This window comes from Rhodoplanes sp., assembly GCF_013377085.1.
GTDB lineage: Bacteria > Pseudomonadota > Alphaproteobacteria > Rhizobiales > Xanthobacteraceae > Rhodoplanes.
In genome coordinates this window covers 1-22329 of record NZ_JACAAX010000003.1, presented here as the reverse complement: position 1 = coordinate 22329, position 22329 = coordinate 1, and the positions used below count along the sequence as shown (strand labels likewise).

Annotated in this window: 17 protein-coding genes; 5 read left to right on the top strand and 12 right to left on the bottom strand. The window is 67.5% G+C overall.

What is annotated here, in order from left to right:
* Nucleotides 1-327: 327 nt before the first annotated feature.
* Together HXX10_RS03270 and HXX10_RS03265 are read left to right on the top strand one after the other, a co-directional pair.
* A complete protein-coding gene (locus tag HXX10_RS03270; RefSeq protein WP_296520085.1) occupies nt 328-1080 on the top strand; it encodes an outer membrane protein in 753 nt (250 codons plus the stop codon).
* A 1141-nt stretch (nt 1081-2221) separates the two neighbouring features.
* On the top strand, nt 2222-4372 hold the full coding sequence (locus HXX10_RS03265; protein ID WP_296520084.1) for a methyl-accepting chemotaxis protein: 2151 nt from the start codon (nt 2222-2224) through the stop codon (nt 4370-4372).
* 249 nt (nt 4373-4621) lie between these two features.
* Here the strand turns inward: HXX10_RS03265 and HXX10_RS03260 are convergent, their stop codons facing one another.
* From HXX10_RS03260 to HXX10_RS03245, 4 genes are all read right to left on the bottom strand, one after another.
* Nucleotides 4622-6292, bottom strand: a complete 1671-nt coding sequence (locus HXX10_RS03260; RefSeq protein WP_296520323.1) for a cation acetate symporter — start codon at nt 6290-6292, stop codon at nt 4622-4624.
* A gap of 29 nt (nt 6293-6321) precedes the next feature.
* On the bottom strand, nt 6322-6672 hold the full coding sequence (locus HXX10_RS03255; protein ID WP_296520083.1) for a DUF485 domain-containing protein: 351 nt from the start codon (nt 6670-6672) through the stop codon (nt 6322-6324).
* A gap of 500 nt (nt 6673-7172) precedes the next feature.
* Entirely contained in the window at nt 7173-8759 is a 1587-nt protein-coding gene (gene serA, locus HXX10_RS03250; RefSeq protein WP_296520082.1) for a phosphoglycerate dehydrogenase, read from the bottom strand.
* A gap of 154 nt (nt 8760-8913) precedes the next feature.
* Complete coding sequence (locus HXX10_RS03245; RefSeq protein ID WP_296520081.1) at nt 8914-10083, bottom strand: phosphoserine transaminase; 1170 nt, start codon at nt 10081-10083, stop codon at nt 8914-8916.
* Between the two features lie 287 nt (nt 10084-10370).
* Here HXX10_RS03245 and HXX10_RS03240 point away from each other — a divergent pair, with 287 nt between their 5' ends.
* Entirely contained in the window at nt 10371-10568 is a 198-nt protein-coding gene (locus HXX10_RS03240) for a hypothetical protein (protein ID WP_296520080.1), read from the top strand.
* A gap of 192 nt (nt 10569-10760) precedes the next feature.
* Nucleotides 10761-11579 carry an EF-hand domain-containing protein gene (locus tag HXX10_RS03235; RefSeq protein ID WP_296520079.1) on the top strand — a complete coding sequence of 273 codons (819 nt, stop codon included), beginning with the start codon at nt 10761-10763 and terminating at the stop codon, nt 11577-11579.
* A gap of 322 nt (nt 11580-11901) precedes the next feature.
* Here the strand turns inward: HXX10_RS03235 and HXX10_RS03230 are convergent, their stop codons facing one another.
* The 8 genes from HXX10_RS03230 to mntR all read right to left on the bottom strand — a co-directional run bounded on the left by HXX10_RS03230 (nt 11902) and on the right by mntR (nt 20515).
* Nucleotides 11902-12726 carry an outer membrane beta-barrel protein gene (locus HXX10_RS03230; RefSeq protein ID WP_296520078.1) on the bottom strand — a complete coding sequence of 275 codons (825 nt, stop codon included), beginning with the start codon at nt 12724-12726 and terminating at the stop codon, nt 11902-11904.
* Between the two features lie 259 nt (nt 12727-12985).
* Complete coding sequence (locus tag HXX10_RS03225; protein WP_296520077.1) at nt 12986-13846, bottom strand: outer membrane beta-barrel protein; 861 nt, start codon at nt 13844-13846, stop codon at nt 12986-12988.
* Nucleotides 13847-14493: 647 nt separating this feature from the next.
* Nucleotides 14494-15846: a phosphoglucosamine mutase gene (gene glmM / locus HXX10_RS03220; RefSeq protein WP_296520076.1), complete on the bottom strand. Its 1353-nt coding sequence runs from the start codon at nt 15844-15846 to the stop codon at nt 14494-14496.
* A 369-nt stretch (nt 15847-16215) separates the two neighbouring features.
* A complete protein-coding gene (locus HXX10_RS03215; protein ID WP_296520075.1) occupies nt 16216-16401 on the bottom strand; it encodes a hypothetical protein in 186 nt (61 codons plus the stop codon).
* A 269-nt stretch (nt 16402-16670) separates the two neighbouring features.
* Entirely contained in the window at nt 16671-17366 is a 696-nt protein-coding gene (locus HXX10_RS03210; protein WP_296520074.1) for a lactate utilization protein, read from the bottom strand.
* Nucleotides 17363-18895, bottom strand: coding sequence for a LutB/LldF family L-lactate oxidation iron-sulfur protein (locus HXX10_RS03205; RefSeq protein WP_296520072.1), 1533 nt, complete (start codon nt 18893-18895; stop codon nt 17363-17365). Before HXX10_RS03205 ends, HXX10_RS03210 begins: the two co-directional genes overlap by 4 nt.
* Before the next feature lie 151 nt (nt 18896-19046).
* Complete coding sequence (locus tag HXX10_RS03200; RefSeq protein ID WP_296520070.1) at nt 19047-19844, bottom strand: (Fe-S)-binding protein; 798 nt, start codon at nt 19842-19844, stop codon at nt 19047-19049.
* A gap of 173 nt (nt 19845-20017) precedes the next feature.
* Nucleotides 20018-20515, bottom strand: a complete 498-nt coding sequence (mntR, locus tag HXX10_RS03195; protein ID WP_296520069.1) for a manganese-binding transcriptional regulator MntR — start codon at nt 20513-20515, stop codon at nt 20018-20020.
* A gap of 241 nt (nt 20516-20756) precedes the next feature.
* Here mntR and HXX10_RS03190 point away from each other — a divergent pair, with 241 nt between their 5' ends.
* The gene (locus HXX10_RS03190) at nt 20757-22073 is read left to right on the top strand and encodes an Nramp family divalent metal transporter (protein ID WP_296520067.1); all 1317 of its coding nucleotides are present in this window, start codon (nt 20757-20759) and stop codon (nt 22071-22073) included.
* Nucleotides 22074-22329 lie beyond the last annotated feature (256 nt).

Sequence of the window (22329 nt, the reverse complement as noted above, 5' to 3'; positions counted from 1 at the left end):
GCCGCCGTACGAATTAACTGGCCGCTAACCTTGTTTTAACTTCAAGCTTCAAGTACCCGCGCCCCAAAGCGCGGGCGAGCACCGGCCCTAGCGGGCAGCCAAGGATCGCCCTGACAATGCTATTTAATATTATTTTTCAATAGTTTATCTCAATGTGCACAGCACCCGTTTCGGCCGCGAATGGCGGAATTTCCAACGAAGGTGCGGAGCGAATACGCTGCAAATTGGCGGCGTCATCTATCGAGTGTGGCAGATTTGCAACCACTGAAGAAAGGACCCGGCGTAGGGGTAGCCACGACGGTAAAACTCTGCTGAGGGGGAACTCACGTGAAGAAGATCCTGCTTGCGACGATCGCGACGCTCGCCATGACCGGCGTTGCTGCTGCGGCCGACCTGTCGACACGGATGCCCGTGAAGGCGCCGCCCGTGTACGCGCCCGTGTTCTCGTGGACCGGCTGCTACGTCGGTGCTTACGTCGGCGCGGCATGGGCCGGCAACTACACGGCGACCGACAGCTATTATCTCAACAACTGGAGCTACAAGAACGACGCCAGCTTCACCGGCGGCGGCACCGTCGGATGCAACTGGCAGCCGGTCGGCTCGCCGTTCGTGCTCGGCCTCGAGGGCGAGTTCGGCTACCTCAATCTGGAAGGCAACGCCTACGCGCCTTGGCTGACCACGCTGGCTGCGAACAGCAAGGTCGGCGACTGGTATGGGATGATCACCGGCCGCGTCGGCTACACTTTCGACCGCGCCATGATCTACGTGAAGGGCGGCGCGGCTTTCGTGAATGCCGAAGCGTCGATCTACAGCACCGTGACGGGCGTGGGCATCTCCGCGAGCGAGACGGTGACGACCTGGACGGTCGGCGGCGGCCTCGAATACGCGCTCGACATGAACTGGAGCGTCAAGGCCGAGTACATGTATATCGGCATGAACGACACCATCCAGACATGCGGCAATTATGTTCGCGTCGGTGTCTACGGCTGCAACAGCCATGATTTGCCGGGCATCTCGACCGCCAAGATCGGCCTCAACTACCGCTTCGGCGGCGGTGCTCCGATGGTCGCACGCTACTGATCCTTCTTATTCGGAGAACCGGAGTCCCAGCAAGGAACTCCGATAGGTGAGGATTGAGAAGAGGACCCCGGGCGGAGCCCCCCTGGGGTCCTCTTTGATTTCAGCAGAACCTTGCGTTCAGCAGAACGGTCCCGGTCAATGACGGCGTGACGATCGGACCGCTGGAGAACGGATTCAAAATCGCCCCCGACCCCACGGCCGGTGGTTCCGTTCAGGCCCGACACTCATGGGCCGCGCGTGGTGCACGCCATCGTCCCGGTCATTCGTCGGCACGGCGTTCCCGACGGCCGACAGCCGGCAGGGACCGGCGATGCGCCGCAGAAACCGGCCCGTGGTCCGCTGGCGCTCTGGTCCATCATATCTGGTCGTTCGCCGGCGAGCAGGATCGCACGAGGTCGGCAGCACGTTGGTTCAGCCGTTCATCGCGTATAGCGCGAGCGGCGACTGCACCACGCCGAACACGGAGTCGACACGATCGGGGCGCCCGGCCGTGGTTCGTGATCCATGTGATGATCGCCAAACTCGCGACGATCGGCGACCAGCCGATCCGCACGCGCCGTGCTGCCGCGTCCGCCGCAGCCCGCGCCGCACCGTCCGTCGTCAGGTGTGGTTTTCGGCGATCGCGGCGAGAGCCCGTTGACGCTGTTCTCACCGCCCCGCGCCGCGTCCCGTCCCAACCGTCTTTTGCGCAGGCTCACCCTCCGGATCACGGCTGCGCTTGTCCCGGCCCTCCACGGTCTCTCTTCCGAAGGCTTTCAAGATGTGGCTGGCCACGACGAGCGCGGTCATGAGAAGTCCGCGTTTGTGGAGGCCGTCATCACCCGAATTTACGAGAATTGAGTCCGACCAACCAGAAGCGACTAGGGTCGATTGGATCACCTGAACGATTGCATTACACGTACGAGTATTCGGTCGGTCATTTATATATACAGTTTAACGCAAAATTGAGCCCGGACGGCGCAACGTCGCGTCATCGCTTCTGGTCGGGCTTCATTTCGACGTGCCCTCTCAGGCCTGCTGATCAGCTCCGTCGTTCCACGGCACGGCGTATCCGCCGGATGATGCCGTGCGTCTCCACGTGTCGCCAGATGTCCGGGCGCCGCTCGGGCGAGGCAGTTTGCAAACTGCATGGAACAACCCGATGCGCATGAATCTCCCGGTGACCAGCGTCGAGTATCCGCTCTCCGACGACACGCTGATCGTGTCCAAGACGGACACCAAGGGAAAGCTCACCTATTTCAACGATCAGTTCGTCCTGGCCTCGGGCTTCACCGATGAGGAGCTGATGGGCCAGCCGCACAACATCGTGCGGCATCCCGACATGCCGCCGGAGGCGTTCGCGGATCTGTGGGACACCTTGAAGGCGGGCAAGCCGTGGGCCGGCGCGGTGAAGAACCGCCGCAAGAACGGTGACTTCTACTGGGTGCTGGCGAGCGCCACGCCGATCTTCGAGAACGGCACCGTCACCGGCTACATGTCGGTCCGCACCAAGCTGCCCGCCGAGCAACGCGCCGAGGCCGAGCACGTCTCTGCGCTGCTGCGCGCCAAGAAGGCGGGCGCCTACGCGGTCACGGGCGGCCTCATACGCAAACGCTCGCTGGCCGACCGCCTCTCCATCTTCACCGGCACCCTGAAGGCGCGCCTGACCACCCTGACCGCGGTGATGGCGACGGTCCTGGTGGTCGTCGGCCTCGCCGGCGTGCTCGCGACCCGCGACAGCAATGCGCGGCTCAAGTCGCTCTACGAGGATCGCGCGGTCCCGCTCGAGCAACTGTTCGAGATCAACGACCGCATGAAGGACAATTTGATCGCGATGTACGACGCGATCGCCAAGGGCCGCGCCGGCGCGCCGACCGGGGACGTCGCCGGGCGCGTCGGGACCAACATCGCGACGGTCACCAAGATTTGGGGCGAATACCTCGCGACCTATCTCACCCCGGAGGAGAAGGCGGTCGCCGACTCGTTCGCGCCGAAGCGTCAGAAATACGCCGCGGAAGCCGTCACGCCCGGGCTGGCCCTGCTCGCCGACCGCAAGTACGACGAGCTGGCGAATCTCCTGTCCGGCACCGGGGCCACTCTGTTCGGCGCCGCGAAGCAGGATCTGGACAAGCTCGTCGCCATCCAGGTCACGGAGGCCAAGTCGGAGTTCGACGCCGCGCAGAGCCGATACGCCTATGTGGTGGGCTTCGTCGCCGTCATGCTGCTGCTCGGCCTCCTCTACGGCGGCTGGCTCGGCGTTCTGACCATCCGGGCCGTGGTCCGGCCGCTCGAAGGCCTGAACGCCGCCATGAACCGGATCGCCCGCGGCGAGTTCAACGGCCGCATCCTGATCCAGCGCGACGACGAGATCGGCACGGCGCTGCGCAACGTCCAGGCGATGCAATCGAAGCTCGGTTTCGACCGGGAGTCCCAGAAAGACCTGGAGAAGCGCGCGGCCGCCCAGCGCAGGCAGGCGATGCTCCAGCTCGCCGGCGACTTCGAGAACGCGCTCGGCGAGATCATCGAGACCGTGTCGTCGGCGTCGACCGAGCTGGAAGCGTCCGCCCACACGCTGGCGTCGACGGCGGAGCACACCCAGGAGGCCACCACGACGGTCGCGGCGGCGTCCGAGCAGGCCTCCGCCAACGTGCAGTCGGTCGCCTCGGCGAGCGAGGAGATGTCGTCGTCGGTCGACGAGATCAGCCGCCAGGTGCAGGACTCGGCGAAACTCGCCGACGGCGCCGTCGAGCAGGCCCGCCACACCAACGAGCGCATCGCCGAGCTGTCGCAGGCGGCGAGCCGCATCGGCGACGTCGTCAAGCTGATCACGGCGGTCGCCGAGCAGACCAACCTGCTGGCGCTCAACGCCACCATCGAGGCCGCCCGCGCCGGCGAGGCCGGGCGCGGCTTCGCCGTGGTGGCCTCGGAGGTCAAGGCACTGGCGTCCCAGACCGCCAAGGCGACTGGCGACATCGCGGCGCAGATCGCCGGCATGCAGCAGGCGACCCAGGGCTCGGTCGCCGCCATCAAGGAGATCGGCGACACCATCGGCCGGCTGTCCGAGATCTCGTCGAGCATCGCGGCCGCCGTCGAGGAACAGGGCGCCGCGACGCGGGAGATCTCCCGCAACGTCCAGCAGGCGGCGCAGGGGACCATCCAGGTGAGCACCCGCATCGCCGACGTCCAGCGCGGCGCCGCCGAGACCGGATCGGCCTCCTCGCAGGTTCTGTCCGCGGCCCGATCGCTGTCGCAGGACAGCAACCGGCTCAAGACCGAGGTCGGCAAGTTCCTCGGCTCGGTCCGCGCCGGCTGAGGCGGAGACCGGGAGCTCTCGACTCGTCATTCGCGGGCTCGACCCGCGAATCCATCATCTCATAACGCTTTGTTTCGAAGAGATGGACCGCCGGATCAAGTCCGGCGGTGACGGTCCGGACGGGTCGTCGTCCCTCGCCCTTGGCATGAGGAGAACAGCCGGAAGGGATGAGGCCGTAGAAGAAGAAGCCCCGGAGCGACGGCTCCGGGGCTTTGTCTTGTTCGTGCGTGACCGAACCGGCGTTGCGCCTCAGTGCGAGGACGCGCCGGCGGCGCCGAAGCCCGTCTGGGCGCGGACCCACTGGTCCTCGAAGGCCTTCTTCTCGGCCGTCGCGGTCCGGCTGGTGTCGAGCATTGACACCACGATGGTGACCAGGAAGGCGAGCGGCATCGAGAACAGCGCCGGCTGGTCGTAGGGGAAGATCGGCTGGGCGAAGCCCAGCACCGACACCCACACCAGCTTCGACAGCACCACCAGCACGACGGCGCAGACGAGCCCGGCATAGCCGCCGGCGAGCGCACCGAGCGTGGTGAGGCCGCGCCAGTACATCGACAGGATCAGCACCGGGAAGTTGGCCGAGGCCGCGATGCCGAAGGCCAGCCCGACCATGAAGGCGACGTTCATCCGCTCGAACAGGATGCCGAGCGTGATGGCGACGATGCCGAGCCCGATCGAGGCGATCTTGGAGACGCGCAGCTCCGACGTCTCGGTCGCCTTGCCCTTCATGATCACCCGCGAGTAGAGGTCGTGGCTGATCGCCGAGGCGCCGGCGAGCGCCAGCCCCGACACCACCGCCAGGATGGTGGCGAAGGCGACGGCCGCCAGGAAGCCGAGCAGCAGATCGCCGCCCACCGCCTTGGCGAGATGCATCACCACCATGTTGCCGCCGCCGATGATGCGGCCGCCGACCTGCCCGCCCTCGAAGAACTCCGGATTGGTGCCGACGATGACGATGGCGCACAGGCCCATCAGGAAGATCACGTTGAAGAAGTAGCCGACGAAGGCGGAGGCGTAGAGCACCGATTTTCGCGCCGCTTTCGCATCGGACACCGTGAAGAACCGCATCAGGATGTGCGGCAGGCCGGCCGTGCCGAACATCAGGCCGACGCCGAGCGACACCGCGTTGACCGGATCGGCCAGAAGCGCGCCTGGCTGGAACAGCTTGAAGCCGAGCTTGTGCACGGCGGTGGCCTCGTTGACCACGGTGGCGTAGCTGAAGCCGAAATGGCTCATCGCCAGCACCATGGCGAAGGTGCCGCCGCACAAGAGCATGCCGGCCTTGATGATCTGCACCCAGGTGGTGGCGATCATGCCGCCGAAGGTGACGTAGATCATCATCAGGCCGCCGACGATGAACAACGCGAACACGTAGTCGAGCCCGAACAAGAGCTTGATGAGCTGGCCGGCGCCGACCATCTGGGCGACCAGGTAGAAGCACACGACGGTGAGCGAGGAGACCGCCGCCATGGTGCGGACCTTGCCCTGATCGAGCCGGTAGGAGGTGATGTCGGCGAAGGTGTAGCGGCCGAGATTGCGCAGCCGCTCCGCCATCAGGAACAGGATGATGGGCCAGCCGACGAAGAAGGCGATCATGTAGATGTAGCCGTCGTAGCCGGTCGTGTAGACCATGGCGGTGAGGCCCAGCAGCGTCGCCGCCGACATGTAGTCGCCGGCGATGGCGAGCCCGTTCTGCAGGCCCGTGATGCCGCCGCCGGCCGTGTAGAAATGCGCCGTCGAGCGGGTGCGCTTGGCCGCCCAATAGGTGATGCCGAGCGTCAGCAGCACGAAGGCGACGAACATCGAGATGGCGTGGATGTTGATCGACGACTTGGCCTCGGCCCCGAGGGCCGGGCCGGCCGCCAGCGCCGGGGCGGCGAGCGCGACGCCGGCACAGGCGCCGAGCAGCGTACGGATGGCCATGCGCACGGGCGTGCGAGAGGTCGTGCGGGTCATCGCGCCGCCCTCCCCGAGCCCCTTTCGGCGGCCCCGGCGGCGAGCGCGTCCTCGATCACCTCGGCCGTGAGCGCGTCGTAATCGGTGTTGGCCTTGTTCACGTAGAAGGCCGTCAGGATCCAGAAGAAGACGAACTGGAACAGGCCCGCCGCGATGCCGACCGACAGGGTCGACCCCTCCATCACCCGCATGCCGATGACGGTCGGCGCGAAGGCCACCGTCAGGACCAATGCGTAGAACAGGACCCAGACGACCCAGGCGAGCGCCCAGGCCAGCCGGCCGCGCCGGGTCACCAGCTCGACGAACTTCGGATTGGCGCGGATCCGCGCATAGACTGCTTCACTCATCGCAACGTCTTCCCCCTGGTCTCGGCCGCCGGAGCGGCGAGTTCTGAACGTTCAGAGCGCGTCCGGACGCAATTCCGGAATCGATCTTGTCCGAACGGCGCTCGAGGCTTCACTTCATTGGTGAGCTTGCATGCGAGCACGACACGGTTGCGATCCGATCAGATCCTGCAACCGGCGACTTTGCGTTTTGTCATGACGGCGCGGCGCGCGCCCTCGACTTTCGCAGGGGGTGCGGGGGGGTTGTTGCGATCATCGAGACACGACGCCGAGCGGCCGCCGGCGGGAGCCGGTTCGCGCGCGTCTTCGTCCGCACCACCGGCGAGACGCCCGGCGCCTGGCGGCGGATGCGGCGAGCGGCGTGAGAGAGGCGGTGCCGTCCGGTGAGCGCAGTCATGCCCGCGCTTGTCGCGGGCATCCACGTCTTGTCCGAGTTTCCGTGAAGAAAGACGTGGATGGCCGGGACGGGCCCGGCCATCACGGCCTCGGGGGCAACGCGAAGATCAGAACCGCAGGGCGCGGGCCTGCTGCACGTTCGGCAGCGCGCCGACCTTGTCGAGCACGGCCTGCGGCACCTCGCCGTCGACCTCGACCAGCGCGATGGCGTTGCCGCCCGGCGCGTCGCGGCCGAGATTGAAGGTGGCGATGTTGATGCCGGCCTCGCCGAGCAGCGAGGCGAAGCGGCCGATGAAGCCAGGCGCGTCGTCGTTGGTGACGTAGAGCATCGACTTGCCGAACTCGGCGTCGACCCGGATGCCCTTGATGTTGACGATGCGGGGCCGCCCGTCGGCGAACACCGTGCCGCAGACCGAGCGGGTGCGCCTCTCGGTGACGACCGTGACGGTGATCAGGCTCTCGTAGTCGCCTTCGTGCTCACGGGTGACCTCCTCGACCACGATGCCGCGCTCGCGCGCCATCACCGGAGCCGAGACGAAGTTGACGTCCTGCAGCATGGGGCGCAGCAGCCCGGCGATCGCCGCGGAGGTGAGCGCCTTGGTGTTCATGGTGGCGACCTCGCCCTCGTAGACGATCTGCACCTTGGTGAGACCGGTCTCGGTGAGCTGGCCGGCGAACGAGCCGAGCTTCTCGGCGAGCTCGACCATCGGTTTCAGGCGCGGCGCTTCTTCCGCCGTGATGCTGGGGAAGTTCACGGCGTTGGAGATCGCCCCCTGCAGCAGATAGTCGGACATCTGCTCGGCGACCTGCAGGGCGACGTTCTCCTGCGCCTCCGAGGTCGAGGCGCCGAGATGCGGCGTGCAGATCACGTTGGGATGGCCGAACAGCGCGTTCTTGGTCGCCGGCTCCTCGGTGAACACGTCGAAGGCGGCGCCGGCGACATGGCCGGAATCGAGCGCGGCGCGCAGCGCAACCTCGTCGACCAGGCCGCCGCGGGCGCAGTTGACGATGCGCACGCCCTTCTTGGTGGTGGCGAGCGCCTCGGCGCTGATGATGTTGCGGGTCTTGTCGGTCAGCGGCGTGTGCAGCGTGATGAAGTCGGCGCGGCGGAAGAGATCGGCGAGCTCGACCTTCTCGACGCCGAGCGCCACGGCACGCTCCGGCGACAGGAACGGGTCGAAGGCGATGACCTTCATCTTCAGGCCGTGGCCGCGGTCGGCGACGATCGAGCCGATATTGCCGCAGCCGATCACGCCCAGCGTCTTGCCGGTGATCTCGACGCCCATGAAGCGGTTCTTCTCCCACTTGCCGGCCTGGGTCGAGGCATCGGCCTGGGGAATCTCGCGCGCCAAGGCCAGCATCAGCGTGATGGCGTGCTCGGCCGTGGTGATCGAGTTGCCGAAGGGCGTGTTCATCACGATGATGCCCTTGGCGGTCGCGGCCGGGATGTCGACATTGTCGACCCCGATGCCGGCGCGGCCGATCACCTTCAGGTTCTTGGCCTGCTCGATGATCTTCGGCGTCACCTTGGTGGCCGAGCGGATGGCGAGCCCGTCATAGTCGCCGATGATGGCGGCGAGCTTGTCCTTGTCCTTGCCGAGATTCGGCTGGAAGTCGACCTCGATGCCGCGATCCTTGAAGATCTGCACGGCGGCGGGTGACAGCGCATCGGAGATGAGAACGCGAGGAGCCATGGGATGTCCAATCGTTTGCTTTGCCGCCGTCATCGTCCGCGAAGGCGGACGATCCAGTAGTCCGTGACGTCTCGGTTCGAAGCGAGGCTCGGTGATGACTGGATGCCCCGCCTGCGCGGGGCATGACCGGCGTCTACAGGATGCGACGCGACTCTCACGCCGCCTTGGCGAGCGCGGACTTGGTCTTGGCAAAGGCCCAGTCGAGCCAGGCCGTCAACGCGACGACGTCGTCGCGCTCGACCGTCGCGCCGCACCAGATGCGCAGGCCCGGAGGGGCGTCGCGATAGGCGCCGAGGTCGTAGCCGACCCCCTCCTTTTCCACTGCCGAGGCGAGCGATTTCGCGAACGCCGCCTGGGCATCCGCCGACAGGGCCGCGATCTGCGGATCGACCACCTTCAGGCAAACCGACGTGTTGGAGCGGATCGCCGGGTCGACGGCGAGGAAGTCGACCCACGGCGTCTTCGCCACCCAGTCGGCGATGGCCCCGGCATTGGCGTTCGCGCGTGCCATCAGGGCGTCGAGGCCGCCGATCGACACGGCCCAGTCGAGCGCATCGAGATAGTCCTCGACGCACAGCATCGACGGCGTGTTGATGGTCTCGCCCTTGAAGATGCCCTCGTTGAGCTTGCCGCCCGAGGTCATCCGGAAAATCTTCGGCAGCGGCCAGGCCGGCTTGTAGGTGACCAGACGCTCGACGGCGCGGGGCGACAGGATCAGCATGCCGTGCGCGGCCTCGCCGCCCAGCACCTTCTGCCAGGAGAACGTCACGACATCGAGCTTTTGCCAATCGAGCGGCTGCGCGAACGCCGCCGAGGTGGCGTCGCAGATCGAAAGGCCCTGGCGGTCGGCGGCGATCCAGTCGCCGTTCGGGACACGGACGCCCGAGGTGGTGCCGTTCCAGGTGAAGACCACGTCGGTCGACCAGTCGACCTTGGAGAGATCGGGCAGCGTGCCGTAGGCGGCGGTCGATACCGTCACGTCCTTCAGCTTGAGCTGCTTGGTCACGTCGGTGACCCAGCCCTCGCCGAACGACTCCCAGGCCAGCATGGTGACCGGGCGGGCGCCGAGCAGCGACCACAGCGCCATCTCGACGGCGCCGGTGTCGGAGGCCGGCACGATGCCGATGCGATAGTCGGCGGGAACGCCGAGCACCGAGCGGGTCAGCTCGATGGCGCGCTCGAGCTTCGCCTTGCCGATCTTGGCACGGTGCGAGCGTCCGAGCGGAGCGTCTGCGAGGTTTTGGAGGGACCAGCCGGGCCGTTTGGCGCAGGGGCCGGACGAGAAATTCGGCACGCGCGGGCGCGCGGCAGGAGCGTCTGTCATGGTGTCTACCCTTTCAGATAGGCGCCCCTCGGTGGGGAGGGGTGTCCCGCCGCCGGGAATATGAGAGCGGGCCGCGCGAGTCAACCCTCGGTCGCCCTTCACGCGCGAATAAATCGATGCGACCCGCGCCTGATGCCGCTCGGCGCCGACTGTCGCCTAGCCGTCACCGAGCTGTCGCCGGACCGGCCGGAGCGAAATATTAACAAGATTTAATCGGACCTTCCTGATGACGTCAGGCAAGCTGGCATGATCTGACAAGATTGCGATCAGTCGAAGGAATCGCATTCATGCCGACTCTGTCGGACGACATGCCCGCCCGCCCCGTCGCGCTCGCGATGCTGATCAAACGCGAGGTCGGCGCGGCCGTCAGCGCTCGGCAACTCGGATATCTGGTCCAGGCCGTCTACGCGCTGCGGCACCGATCCGGCGACGCGTCGCGGCCGACCGAGGCCGCCGCGGGGCGCCCCGAGCAGCAGGATCGCTAGCAACTTCCCCGCCGGTCCGGTGCAGGCGCGCAGGCCAGCAAATATTTCCCAGTGTGTCGGTCGATTTCGCCGCATCGACTCCCGTCGCCGCGTCGACATCTCATTATTTCAACGGCTTCGGCGCGGCCCGCCGCTTGCATTGCCTGTCTCGGACAGACCGTTCCGGTCGTGTCGATGGCAAGGGAGCGTACCGTGTCGACGTCAGCCGTCGGCTCCGGCGGAGCCTATGCGTATCTGAGATCCCTCCTGCAGCAGCAGCAGCAATCGTCGAAGGCCGGAGCCAATCCGATCCAGACGCTGCTCGATGCGTTCTATCCGAACGGAAAATCAGGCGCGGGATCGTCGGGCACGAGCGCGTCCGGCACCGGCGCGTCCGGCACCGGCACGACGTCGGGATCGTCGAGCGGCGGCGTGGCGTTCAGCCCCGACATGTACGGCGCCATGCTGTCGATGCAGAGCGCGGGATCGGGAGTCGATCGGATCACGGCGCGGTCCCAGTCGATCTTTTCTCAGCTCGACGCCGACGGCGACGGGGCGGTGAACAAGTCGGAGCTCGAAGCGGCGTTCGGCTCCGGCGCCGACACGACCAAGGTCGACGGGCTGTTTTCCGCCCTCGATGCCGACGCGGACGGGTCGATCAGCCAAGCCGAGCTGACGTCGGCGGCCCAGCAGAGCCACGCGCGGCATCGCCACCATCGTCACCAGGACGGAGACGGGTCCGGCGGCGGCGATCCTCTCGCCCAACTGATGGCCGCCGCGCAGGGCGCCAGCAGCAGCAGCGCGACCGGTACCGACGGCGCGACATCGACCACGATCACGTTCGCCGACGGGTCGACCGTCACGATGAACGTCCCGGCCTCGTCGTCGACCGGCCAGTCGACCACCGGCACGGCCGCCTCGACCACCAACACCTGGAACATGCTCGAGCAACTGATCAAGCTGCAATCCCAGATGATCGCACAGACGTCCGGCACGACGGCGGGATCAGGGGCGCTCAATCGGCTGACCTGAGTCCCGCGATCGACGCGGGGCCGTCACCAGAGGGTCGAGCCCCATAGGCGCCACGACCAGCCTCCCGTCATTTGCGCCGACTCGCCTCCCTGGTCATGGCCGGGCTTGTCCCGGCCATCCACGACCTTTCTTCCGACGAGCGCTCGAGACGTGGATGGCCGCGACGAGCGCGGCCATGACGGGTCGGAGTTTCCGAAGGCGTGGGCCGAGATGTGCGCATCCCGTGACGCGACAGCGGGGACCCGAAGCCCCGGGCGTGGCCCCTAAATTCCCGCATGCGCGGGAATGCGCGGAGGGTGGATCGAGATTGCCGAAAAGCGCTCTAGAATTTCGCGCCGAGGCCGGCCCGGACCGTGTTGACGTTGAGCTTCAGGCTCTGGAAGTCGCTGAAATTGACGTATTCGTACTCGGCCCGCAGGAACACGTTGCTCGTCATTGCGACGTCGATGCCGAGGCCGGCCGTGTAGCCGAACGCGTAGGCGGCGGTGCGGTTGTCGGACGCGGTCTGTGGCGCGACGGTGTAGAGCAGGTTCCAGTTCGCATCGGAGACCCGCTCCGACACGGTCGCCGATCGTGTCACGTCGGCGCGCCCGACCGCCACGCCGATGAAGGCATAGGGCATGAACCACGACGCCGCCCAGCCGCCGCGCAGCCGTGCCGTGCCGAGATCCGTGAGGTTGATGCCGGCATTGGTGGAGACGCTGACCGCGTGATAGTAGCCGTCGGTCAGCATCATGTAGCGCGACATCGAATCGCTGGCGTTCGCCTGCATGTTGACGCGCGTGTAGTTGAGCTCGACGCCGAGGACCGCGTCGTCCCACTGCGCATTGTAGCCGATGAAGCCGCCCCAGCCGGCGCCGGACACGCCGTTGTGCGTCGGCAGCGTCGTCCACGACGACACGTTCATCTGCTCCTCTTCCATCGTGTTGCGCATGATGTAGGCGACCAGGTCCTTGGTCCCCTGCGACAGGTCCGCGCTGCCGGTCGAATAGCCCGCGTGCCCGCCGAAATAGACGCCCTGCCAGCGGAAATAGACCGGCTCGGCCGGGGCAAATGCCTGCGAGCCGCGCAGAGTCGGCATGTCGGCGGCGAAAGACGAGGTGGTGAGGGCGACGAGCCCGAGGCCGCACAGGCCGGCGATACGCATGGACTGATCCTCTGTCCGGGCCGCGCACTCCCGCGACCACGCCCATCATCGGGCATTAACCTTAATGCGCGGTTACTGGCCCGTGCGGGGCTTATGGGAGATGCACGCAAAAAGCATTTCATGCGCGTCGAAAAAGGGTCGGACAAACATAAAAACGGCGCGGATCGCTCCGCGCCGTTTGTCGCCGCCGGTGCCGTTACGCGAGACCTTATACGGCCCGGCGGAAGAGAATTCTCGAGAGCTCGGACGTCCGGACCGCTCAGCCCTTGCGGATCAGCGGGGCCTGATAGACGGGCTCCGGCGGCTGCAGCATCCAACGCAGGCCGAGCTTCAGGTCCTGCGACGTGATCGTCTTGAACTCCGTCGGGTTATAATAGCTGTTGCCGCCCGTGTAGGTGTACAGGTCGCCCGCGAGGCCATCGCCCAGATTGAGATAGCGGTAGGCGAGCTCGACCGTGAAGTTGGGCGTCACCTTGTAGGCGAGACCGGCGTGCAGGGCCCAGGCGAGGTTCCACTTGCCGGTGTCCGCGCCGAAGGCGGCACCGACGCCCGTGGCGTATCCGATGCTCGGTCCATAGTACTGCAGCGACGTCGAGTGGTCCTGGAAGTTGCTGATGCGATTGTACGACGCACCGATACCGGCGCCGATGAACGGCGTCACGCACCACCACGTTCCGAGGTCGACATAGGCGTTGGCCATCACCAGCCACTCGGACTTGCTCGCCGTGAACGTGTTGCTTTCCCAGCTCGGGAGCCCGTAGGAGGTGTTGGTGATGATGTCGGAGCCGTGGAAGTTGGCATTGGCCCGATATTCGCCGGTCGCATCGAAGCGCAGCCAGCTGTTGAACTGATAGCCGACGCCGAGGCCGAAGAACGGCGCCGCATCGAAGCTCTTGTTGTTGACGTTGACCCCGGTGATCGACGCCCCATGATAGTTGGCGTTGTCGATGCTCTTGACCTGCTGGTTGCTGAAGCCGATGTCGCCGCGCAGATACCAGCCCGAGTACTCCTGAGGAATCGGCATCGGAGGCGGTGCGAGGGGGAGGTCCGCGGCGCCGGCCGCGTTCAGGGAGAGGAGCACGGCCGCCCCCGCGACTGCTGAGATTTTCACGCTTGCCATGACTTCGTCCTTCCGTGTGGCAGGGCGCGAGGACGCGACCCAACTTGTTACTCACTGGCCGGACCATCCTGACAACCAACGGTTAAAAGGGGCTTAACCCTAAAACTTAACCCTAATGATTAATGAGAATTAAGCATTTATGAAAGCTTAACACGGGTGACAAGCGCCTGCCCCGGAACGAAAAACGCGGATTCGGCGGTGCGCCGGGCGGCGTCGCGAAGACACCCGCCCGCGGCCCGCGGCGACGCCGATCCGGGCCACGCGGCATGATCGTGGGGGTTGCAGAACGGGCCGCCGCACCGCAGCGAATCGCTGTCTCGGGCGCGGCGCGGCTGCGTTTCGCCTCTCCCCGCACGCTGGCTACCGCATGCACATCTCGCTTGCCATGCATGGGAGCCGTCATGCGCGGGCTCGACCCACGCATCCCTCGAGCTTCGCAAAAACGGCTTGGTCGCAGGACGATGGATCGCCGGGTCAAGCCCAGCGATGACGACGGCGGGAAAGGCGCGCGCCTTGCCTCACCACCGGATCGTCTCGACAAAACGAGATCTGTGCATCCCTCTCCGGCGCGCCGGGAGAAATGAATAGAGGGTGCGCCGGGTGCGCCGGCTGCTCGTCCGCCCGTCGAAGCGCGATGCGCGAAAAAATCAGCCGGCCGAGACCTCGGTGATGGCGGCGGCGATCTCGTCGACCACCTCCTCGATCAGGTCCGGGTCGTCGCCCTCGCCGGTGACGCGGATCACCGGCTCGGTGCCGGAGGGGCGCACGATCAGCCGGCCGTGGCCGTTGAGGCGCTGCTCGGCGTCGGCGATGGCGCCCAGGACCTTGGCGTGCTCGGTCGGCCTGCCGCCGGCGCTCTTGTAGCGGACGTTCTTGGTCACCTGCGGCAGCGGATCGAAACGGTGGCACACCTTCGACAGCGGCTGGTCGAGCTTCTTGAGCACCGCCAGCACCTGCAGGGCCGCGACGAAGCCGTCGCCGGTCGTCGCATAGTCCGACAGGATGATGTGGCCGGACGGCTCGCCGCCGACATTGTAGCCCTGCTCGCGCATCTGCTCGAGCACGTAGCGGTCGCCGACCGCGGTGCGCACCAGCGACAGGCCGAGGCCGGCGAGATGCCGCTCGAGCCCGAGATTGGTCATGACGGTGGCGACGATGCCGGGCTTCGACAGCCGGCCGTCCTCCTGCCAGCTCTCGGCGATGACGGCGAGGAGCTGGTCGCCGTCGACCAGGTGCCCCTGCTCGTCCACCATCACGACCCGGTCGGCGTCTCCGTCGAGCGCGATGCCGACATCGGCACGCATCTCGCGCACTTTTGCGCGCAACGCCTCGGGAGACGTGCTCCCGCATTCGTGGTTGATGTTGAGGCCGTCGGGGTCGACCCCGACCGGGATCACCTCGGCGCCGAGCTCCCACAGGGCCTCGGGCACCACCTTGTAGGCCGCCCCGTTGGCGCAATCGACCACCACCCGCAATCCGTCGAGCGACATGTTGCGCGGCAGCGTGCGCTTGGCGAACTCGATGTAGCGGTCGTGCACGCCCTCGATGCGCTTGGCGCGGCCGAGCGCCGCCGACTTGGCGAACTTTTTGGTGAGATCGGCGTCGATCATCTGCTCGATCTCGCGCTCGTCGTCGTCCGAGAGCTTGTAGCCGTCCGGGCCGAACAGCTTGATGCCGTTGTCGTCGTAGGGGTTGTGCGAGGCCGAGATCATCACCCCGAGATCGGCCCGCATCGAGCGGGTCAGCATGGCGACGGCCGGCGTCGGCATCGGGCCGAGCAGCAGCACGTCGAAGCCGACCGAGGTGAAGCCCGCCACCATGGCGGTCTCGATCATGTAGCCGGACAGGCGGGTGTCCTTGCCGATCACCACCCGGTGGCGATGCTCGCCGCGCCGGAAGACGAGACCGGTCGCCTGGCCGACCCGCAACGCCAAGTCCGCCGTGATGACGCCGTTGGCCCGCCCACGGATACCGTCGGTGCCGAAATATTTGCGAGACATGAGGCCCCTGGGAAGAATCGTGAATCGTTCCGGCGGCGCGGCTTTTCGCGCGGCCGGGTTTGGGCGGATTGTAGGGCTTCGGGGCCGGGCGCGCTTTAAGAAAATTGTCTTATCGTGAATGCGGCGAGGGTCCGTCACGGCGCATCCGGCGCGGCCATCGCCCTCTCGGTCGTCATCGCCCGCGAAGGCAGACGATCCAGTGTCCACCGGACTCCATCGTGTCACTCGAACCGCTGCGGCGTCCCGGGTGCTCCGCCTTCGCGGAGCACGACGGAGGAGAGGCTGCGGTGCTCGACCCGGCCGCTGCTCACCGGACCCGGGGCGGGGCCGATAACATCAACAAGCACAATAACTTGAGGTTTTGGGGCGTCACGTCTCCTCCTTGTCGGCCGGGCTCGGGGCCGGTTGGCTCATCGAGACCGGGTCGGACCCCGGAAAGCTCTCCTCCAGAGCCTCGTCGAGCTTGCGGTCCAGGGCCTCCTTGGACTTGCCGAGCGGCAGCTTCTCGCGGCGCTTCGTTTCGACGGCGGGCTTCTTCTCGGCGGCGTTGGGCATGGACGGCTCCTCGGGGGTTTCCGCGCGACAGGGCACGCCGCGGGGGCGGCGCGCGTGCGGGATGTCCGGACCTCAACGCCGGCGGAGGATCATGGTTTCGTGGTGCGGCTTTGGGAGGCCGGGTTCTCGAAGAAGTCCGTCATTCCGGGGCGCGGGCCGCAGGCCCGCGAGCCTGGAATCCATACTCACAGACAGGGGATATGGATTCCGGGCTCGCCGCTTCGCGGCGCCCCGGAATGACTGAGAGTTGCTTTCAGATTCGGGTGCTGTCAGGCCGGCCCACCCACCAGCATCACGTGCAGCCGCCGCGGGCCGTGGGCGCCCAGAATCAGCGTCTGCTCGATGTCGGCGGTGCGCGACGGCCCGGTGATCAGATGCACGGCGCGCGGCAGCCCGCTGGGCGGCGTGCCGCCCGCCCCCCGCTCCTCGCGAAGCCGTGCCAGGGCGGTCTCCAGATCCCCGACCACCGTCGCGGCCGCGACCACCACGAGATGATGGTCGGGCAGGAAATTCAGCGTCGTCGGGTTGTCGGGGCCGGACAGGAGCACCAGCGTGCCGGTCTCGGCGACCGCCGCGGTCGCATGCGAAAGGCCGACGAGGTCGTCGCCGCTCGAGGCGCCGACCGTCACGGCGAGGGCCGGCTCGCGCTCCCAGGGCAGCGCGGCGAGCCGCGCATCGGCGCCGCGCCGAGCCGCGAGCGGCAGCCCGTCGGTGCGCAGATAGTCGGCGACCGCGGCCGGCACCTCCTCGATCGTCGCCAGCCGCACGACACTGCCGGCCGCCGCCTCGATCTTGCCGACCAGGAGCGCGAGGCGCTCGGCGTCCGGCAACTGGCCCCGCGCCGGGATGACGCCGCGCGGATGGTCGGCAATCCGATCGGCGACGATTTTCTTGCGCGACGCTTCCTCGCCCGTGACGGCGAGCGCACGACGGATGCTTCCGAAGATCTGGTCGCGGGCGCTCATGGCCGGGACTCCGGATCGGACGCAGCGGGCTCGGTGAGTTGCGGCTCGCTGCCGCGGCCGTGCGGGTTTCCGGACGGAACCGTGCGGGCATGCTCCGCCACGCCCTGCGTCCCCGCGCGTCGCCGCCATTGCGCCTGGAACGTCGGGCCCTGCGGGGCGGCGATGTCGCGCGTCGCCGTAAAGCCGCCGGCGAGGGGCAGCCAGCCGAATTTTCCGCGTGCGCGGCCGACCCAGGCGAGTGCCCGCACGCCAATTCCGGTGACGGCGCCATAAAGCCACGGGCGTCGCGCGAAAAAGCCCCAGGCCGCGAGGCCTGCGCGAGAAACCGGCGACGAGAGCTGACGTGAAAACTCGCGGTCGCGCCAAAAGCGCATCAGCCGCGGCAGCGGAATCCTGACCGGGCACACCTCCTCGCAGCGGCCGCAGAACGTGGAGGCGTTGGGCAGGCGACCGGCCCGGTCCACGCCGAGCAGGCTCGGGGTGAGCACGGCGCCCATCGGCCCCGGATAGACGAAGCCATACGCATGGCCGCCGACCGCGTGATAGACCGGGCAGTGGTTCATGCAGGCGCCACAGCGGATGCAGCGGAGCATGTCGCGGAACTCGCCGGCCAGCATGGCGGAGCGGCCGTTGTCGACGATGACGACGTGATACTGGTCCGGTCCGTCCTGATCCTCGCCCCGGCGCGGGCCGGTCGTGATGGTGGTGTAGACCGACATTTCTTGGGCCGTCGCCGAGCGCGCCAGCACGCGCAGGAGCTGGGCCATGTCCTCCATGGTCGGCACCAGCTTCTCGATCGAGGCGAGCACGATGTGGACGCGCGGCAGCGTGCAGGTGAGATCGCCATTGCCCTCGTTGGTGACGATCACCGAGGAGCCGGTCTCGGCAATGAGAAAGTTCGCGCCCGTGATGCCGACATCGGCCGCCAGAAACTTCTTGCGCAACGTCGTGCGGGCCTCCGACAGCAGCGCCATCGCGGTGTCGAGGTCGCGGTCCTTCGGCAGGTCGGTGTGGACGCGGCGGAAGTCGGCGGCGATCTGCTGGCGGTTGAGATGCACGGCCGGCATGATGATGTGCGACGGCAGCTCGTCGCGGATCTGAATGATGTACTCGCCCAGATCGGTCTCGACCGGCACGATGCCGTGCTGCTCGAGATGCTCGTTGATGCCGATCTCCTCGCCCACCATCGACTTGCCTTTGGTGACCGTGCGGGCGTTTTCCGCACGGCAGATGTCGAGGACGATGCGGTTGGCGTCGGCGGCGGTCGGCGCGTAGTGCACGTGGCCGCCCTGCTCCTTCACGCGCGCCTCCCAGGCCTCCAGATAGAGGTCGAGATGGGCGAGCGTGTGGGCTTTGATGTCGCGCGCGGAATCCCGCAGCGCGTCGAACTCGGGCAGCGCGTCGACCACGGCGCGGCGGCGCGCCGGAAAATTGGCCTCGACGAAGGCGAGCGCGCCCTGCAGGGCCGGATCGGCGAGCGCGCGCCTGGCGTTGTCGTCGAATTTTTCCGACGTCGCGGCGCGGCTCATGCGGCGCCTCCATGATCAACGGTCGTCATTCCGGACGCCTCGCGCAGCGAGGCGATCCGGAATCCAGCGGCGATTTCGGTGCACGTGGCTGGATTCCGGGTTCGTCGCTGCGCGGCGCCCCGGAATGACCGGCGCATGTGAGCGGCGCGGCTCATCGCTTTGCCTCCGCAGTAGGTGTAGGCGCTGGCGCGGCGGCAGGCATCCCGATCGGCGGCGCGTCGAGATCGCCGGCCAACACCTCGGCGATGTGGCGGACCTGGACCGCAGCGCCGTCGCGTAGAAGCTTGCCGGCGATGTTGAGGAGGCAGCCGAGATCGGCGGAGAGCAGCAGGCCGGCGCCGGTCGCCGTCACGGCCGCGGCCTTCTTGCCGACCATGCGGTCGGAAATCTCCGGATACTTGACGCAGAAGGTGCCGCCGAAGCCGCAGCAGACGTCGCTGTCGGCGAGCTCGGTCACGCTCAGGCTCTCGACCGTGGCGAGCAGCTTTCGCGGCTGCAGGCGAACGCCCAGCTCGCGGAGGCTGGAGCAGGAGTCGTGATAGGTCGCGGCGCCGGGCACGCGCGCCTCGACGCCGCTGACGCCCAGCACGTCGACCAGAAACTGGGTCAGCTCGTAGGTCTTGGCGGCGACCGCGTCGGCGCGCGGCTGCCAGTTGGGATCGCCCTGAAACAGCTCGGGATAATGCACCCGCACCTGCCCCGCGCAGGAGCCGGACGGCACCACCACATAGTCGAACGGCTCGAACGCCGAAATCACCTGCTCGGCGAGTTTTCGCGCCGTCGCGCGGTCGCCGGAGTTGAAGGCCGGCTGACCGCAGCAGGTCTGCGGCGGCACCTCGACGGTGCAGCCGGCGTGCTCGAGGAGCCCCACGGCGGCGAAACCGACCGATGGGCGGATCAGATCGACCAGGCACGTGACCAGGAGGCCGACGCGTTTCGACACGGCCATGCTGCCGGCTCCTCGGGAGAGTTGGTTTTCCGGCAGGATGGCGGAAAGGACTTCCGGGCGCAACGGAGCGAGCGAGCGCTCTTTTCGCCTCTCCCCGACGGGGAGAGGTCGGATCGCGTCAGCGATCCGGGTGAGGGGGAGTGGGAGCCGGCCATCGGCGCCGGCCCCCCTTGTCACCCCTTCGCCGGCCCGGCCTTGCGGGCCCGCTCGGTGAAGCGGCGCATCGCGGTCAGCGTCTCGTCGCTGACATGGTGCTCGATCCCCTCCGAATCGAGCCGCGCCGTCTCCGGGCTGACCCCGAGCGCGCAAAGGAAGGCTTCCACCACCCGGTGGCGCGAGCGGCTGCGGTCGGCGAGCGCCTCGCCAGCCTCGGTGAGAAAGACGCCGCGATAGGGGCGCTGCTGCACCAGCCCCTCCTCGGCGAGCCGCTTGAGCATCTTGGCGACCGTCGGCTGGGCGACCCCCAGCCGGGCCGCGATGTCGACCTGGCGGGCCTCGCCGGCCGCCCGGATCAGGTCGGCGATCAGCTCGACATAGTCCTCGGACAGCTCGATGCGGCGCGCGTGCCGGGCCTGCCGGAAGCTTTCGGCACGGGCCTCGGGCTGCAGCGGACCGGCCGACGCGGTCGGGTCGTCCCGCCCGTCCCGGGGCTGTCGTCTTTTGATCGTCATCGGGCCGTCATCCGCAAGTCGCCGGTGCGTGATCCAGGCTCATTCTACCGCTGCCGGCCGGCGGGACCACCCCGCGTCTCGGCAGCCCGGCCACGCCGCCGACAGGGGCGGGGATCCCCGCGCCGGTATGGCGCGTCGATCGCGCCGGTATGGCGCGACCGGATGGCACCCTTGACGAATTAGCAATACCCCCAATGTATAGCAACGGCTATAATGCGAGCGTGAACATTCGGGGCGCCCCATGGTGATCGGCTCCAGAGAAGCAACCGGCGACCAGCCGTCCGACCGCACGACCGATGCGATCCGGGACGTGCTGGCGGGGCGACGGCGCGGCGGCTTGTCGTTCCTGCTGTTCGCCGGCCCGGCCGTGATCTCGTCCATCGCCTACATGGACCCCGGCAATTTCGCCACCAACATCCAGGCCGGCGCCAAATACGGCTACACGCTCCTGTGGGTGGTGCTGCTCGCCAACCTGGTCGCCATGGTGTTCCAGGGCCTGTCCGCCAAGCTCGGCATCATCACCAACCGGAACCTCGCCGAGATCTCGCGCGACCATTTCCCCAAGCCGGTGGTGTGGGGCATGTGGGTGGTCGGCGAGATCGCCGCCATGGCGACCGATCTGGCCGAGTTTCTGGGCGGCGCCATCGGCCTGTCGCTGCTGTTCGGCATGCCGTTGATGGCCGGCATGGCGCTGACGGCGGTGATCACCTACGGCATCCTGCTGTTCGAGCGGGTCGGCTTTCGCGCCATGGAGATCATCATCGGCGCCATGGTGGCGATCATCGGCCTCTGCTACCTGGCCGAGGTGTTCATCGCGCCCATAGCCTGGGGCGAGGCGCTGGTCGGCCTGGTGACGCCGAGCATCCCGTCGGCCGAGGCGCTGACCATCTCGGTCGGCATCATCGGTGCCACCGTGATGCCGCACGCCATCTACCTCCATTCGGGGCTGACCCAGGCCCGCGCCCCGGCCCGCGACACGCGTGAGCGTCGCGCTCTGTTACGCTGGTCTAACCGCGAGGTGGTGATCGCGCTCGGCATCGCCGGGCTGGTCAACATGGCCATGGTTATGATGGCCTCGGCCGCCTTCCATCTCGGCCACAGCGACGTCGGCGAGATCGAGACCGCCTACAAGACCCTGACGCCGCTGCTCGGCGCCGCGGCCGCCGCCGTGTTCCTGATCTCGCTGATCACCTCGGGCATCTCCTCCTCGGTGGTCGGCACCATGGCGGGCCAGCTCATCATGCAGGGCTTCGTCGGCTTCTCGATTCCGCTGTGGCTGCGTCGGCTCGTCACCATGATCCCGGCCTTCGTCGTGGTGGCGCTCGGCGCCAACGCCACCGATGCGCTGGTGATGAGCCAAGTGGTGCTCAGCCTCGCTCTGCCGATCCCGATGGTGGCGCTGGTGTGGTTCACGGGCCGTCACGACATCATGGGCGAGCACGCCAACGGGCGGGTGCTGCAGACCGCCGCGATCGTCGGCGCCGTCGCGGTGTCGCTCCTCAACGTCGTGCTGCTGCTGCAGACTTTCGGGGCGCTCGACGGCTGGCTGCCGGGCTGACGGCGTTCGGGCACGCGCCCGGGCGGCCCGCATGTCATCCGCGTTTTAGCTGGTCAGCTCGGCTGCAGCCCCCCACCCCCGACCCCTCCCCGCCACTCGCTTCGCGAGCGGGGGGAGGGGAGAAGACGGCGCTGCGGCTCCCCTCCCCCCGCGAAGCGGCGGGGAGGGGTCGGGGGTGGGGGGAAGCCCCGCGCGCAGACGTCATACGGTTTCCGGGTGATTGACTCGGAGGATTCCGAGACTGTTGCGAAGCAGT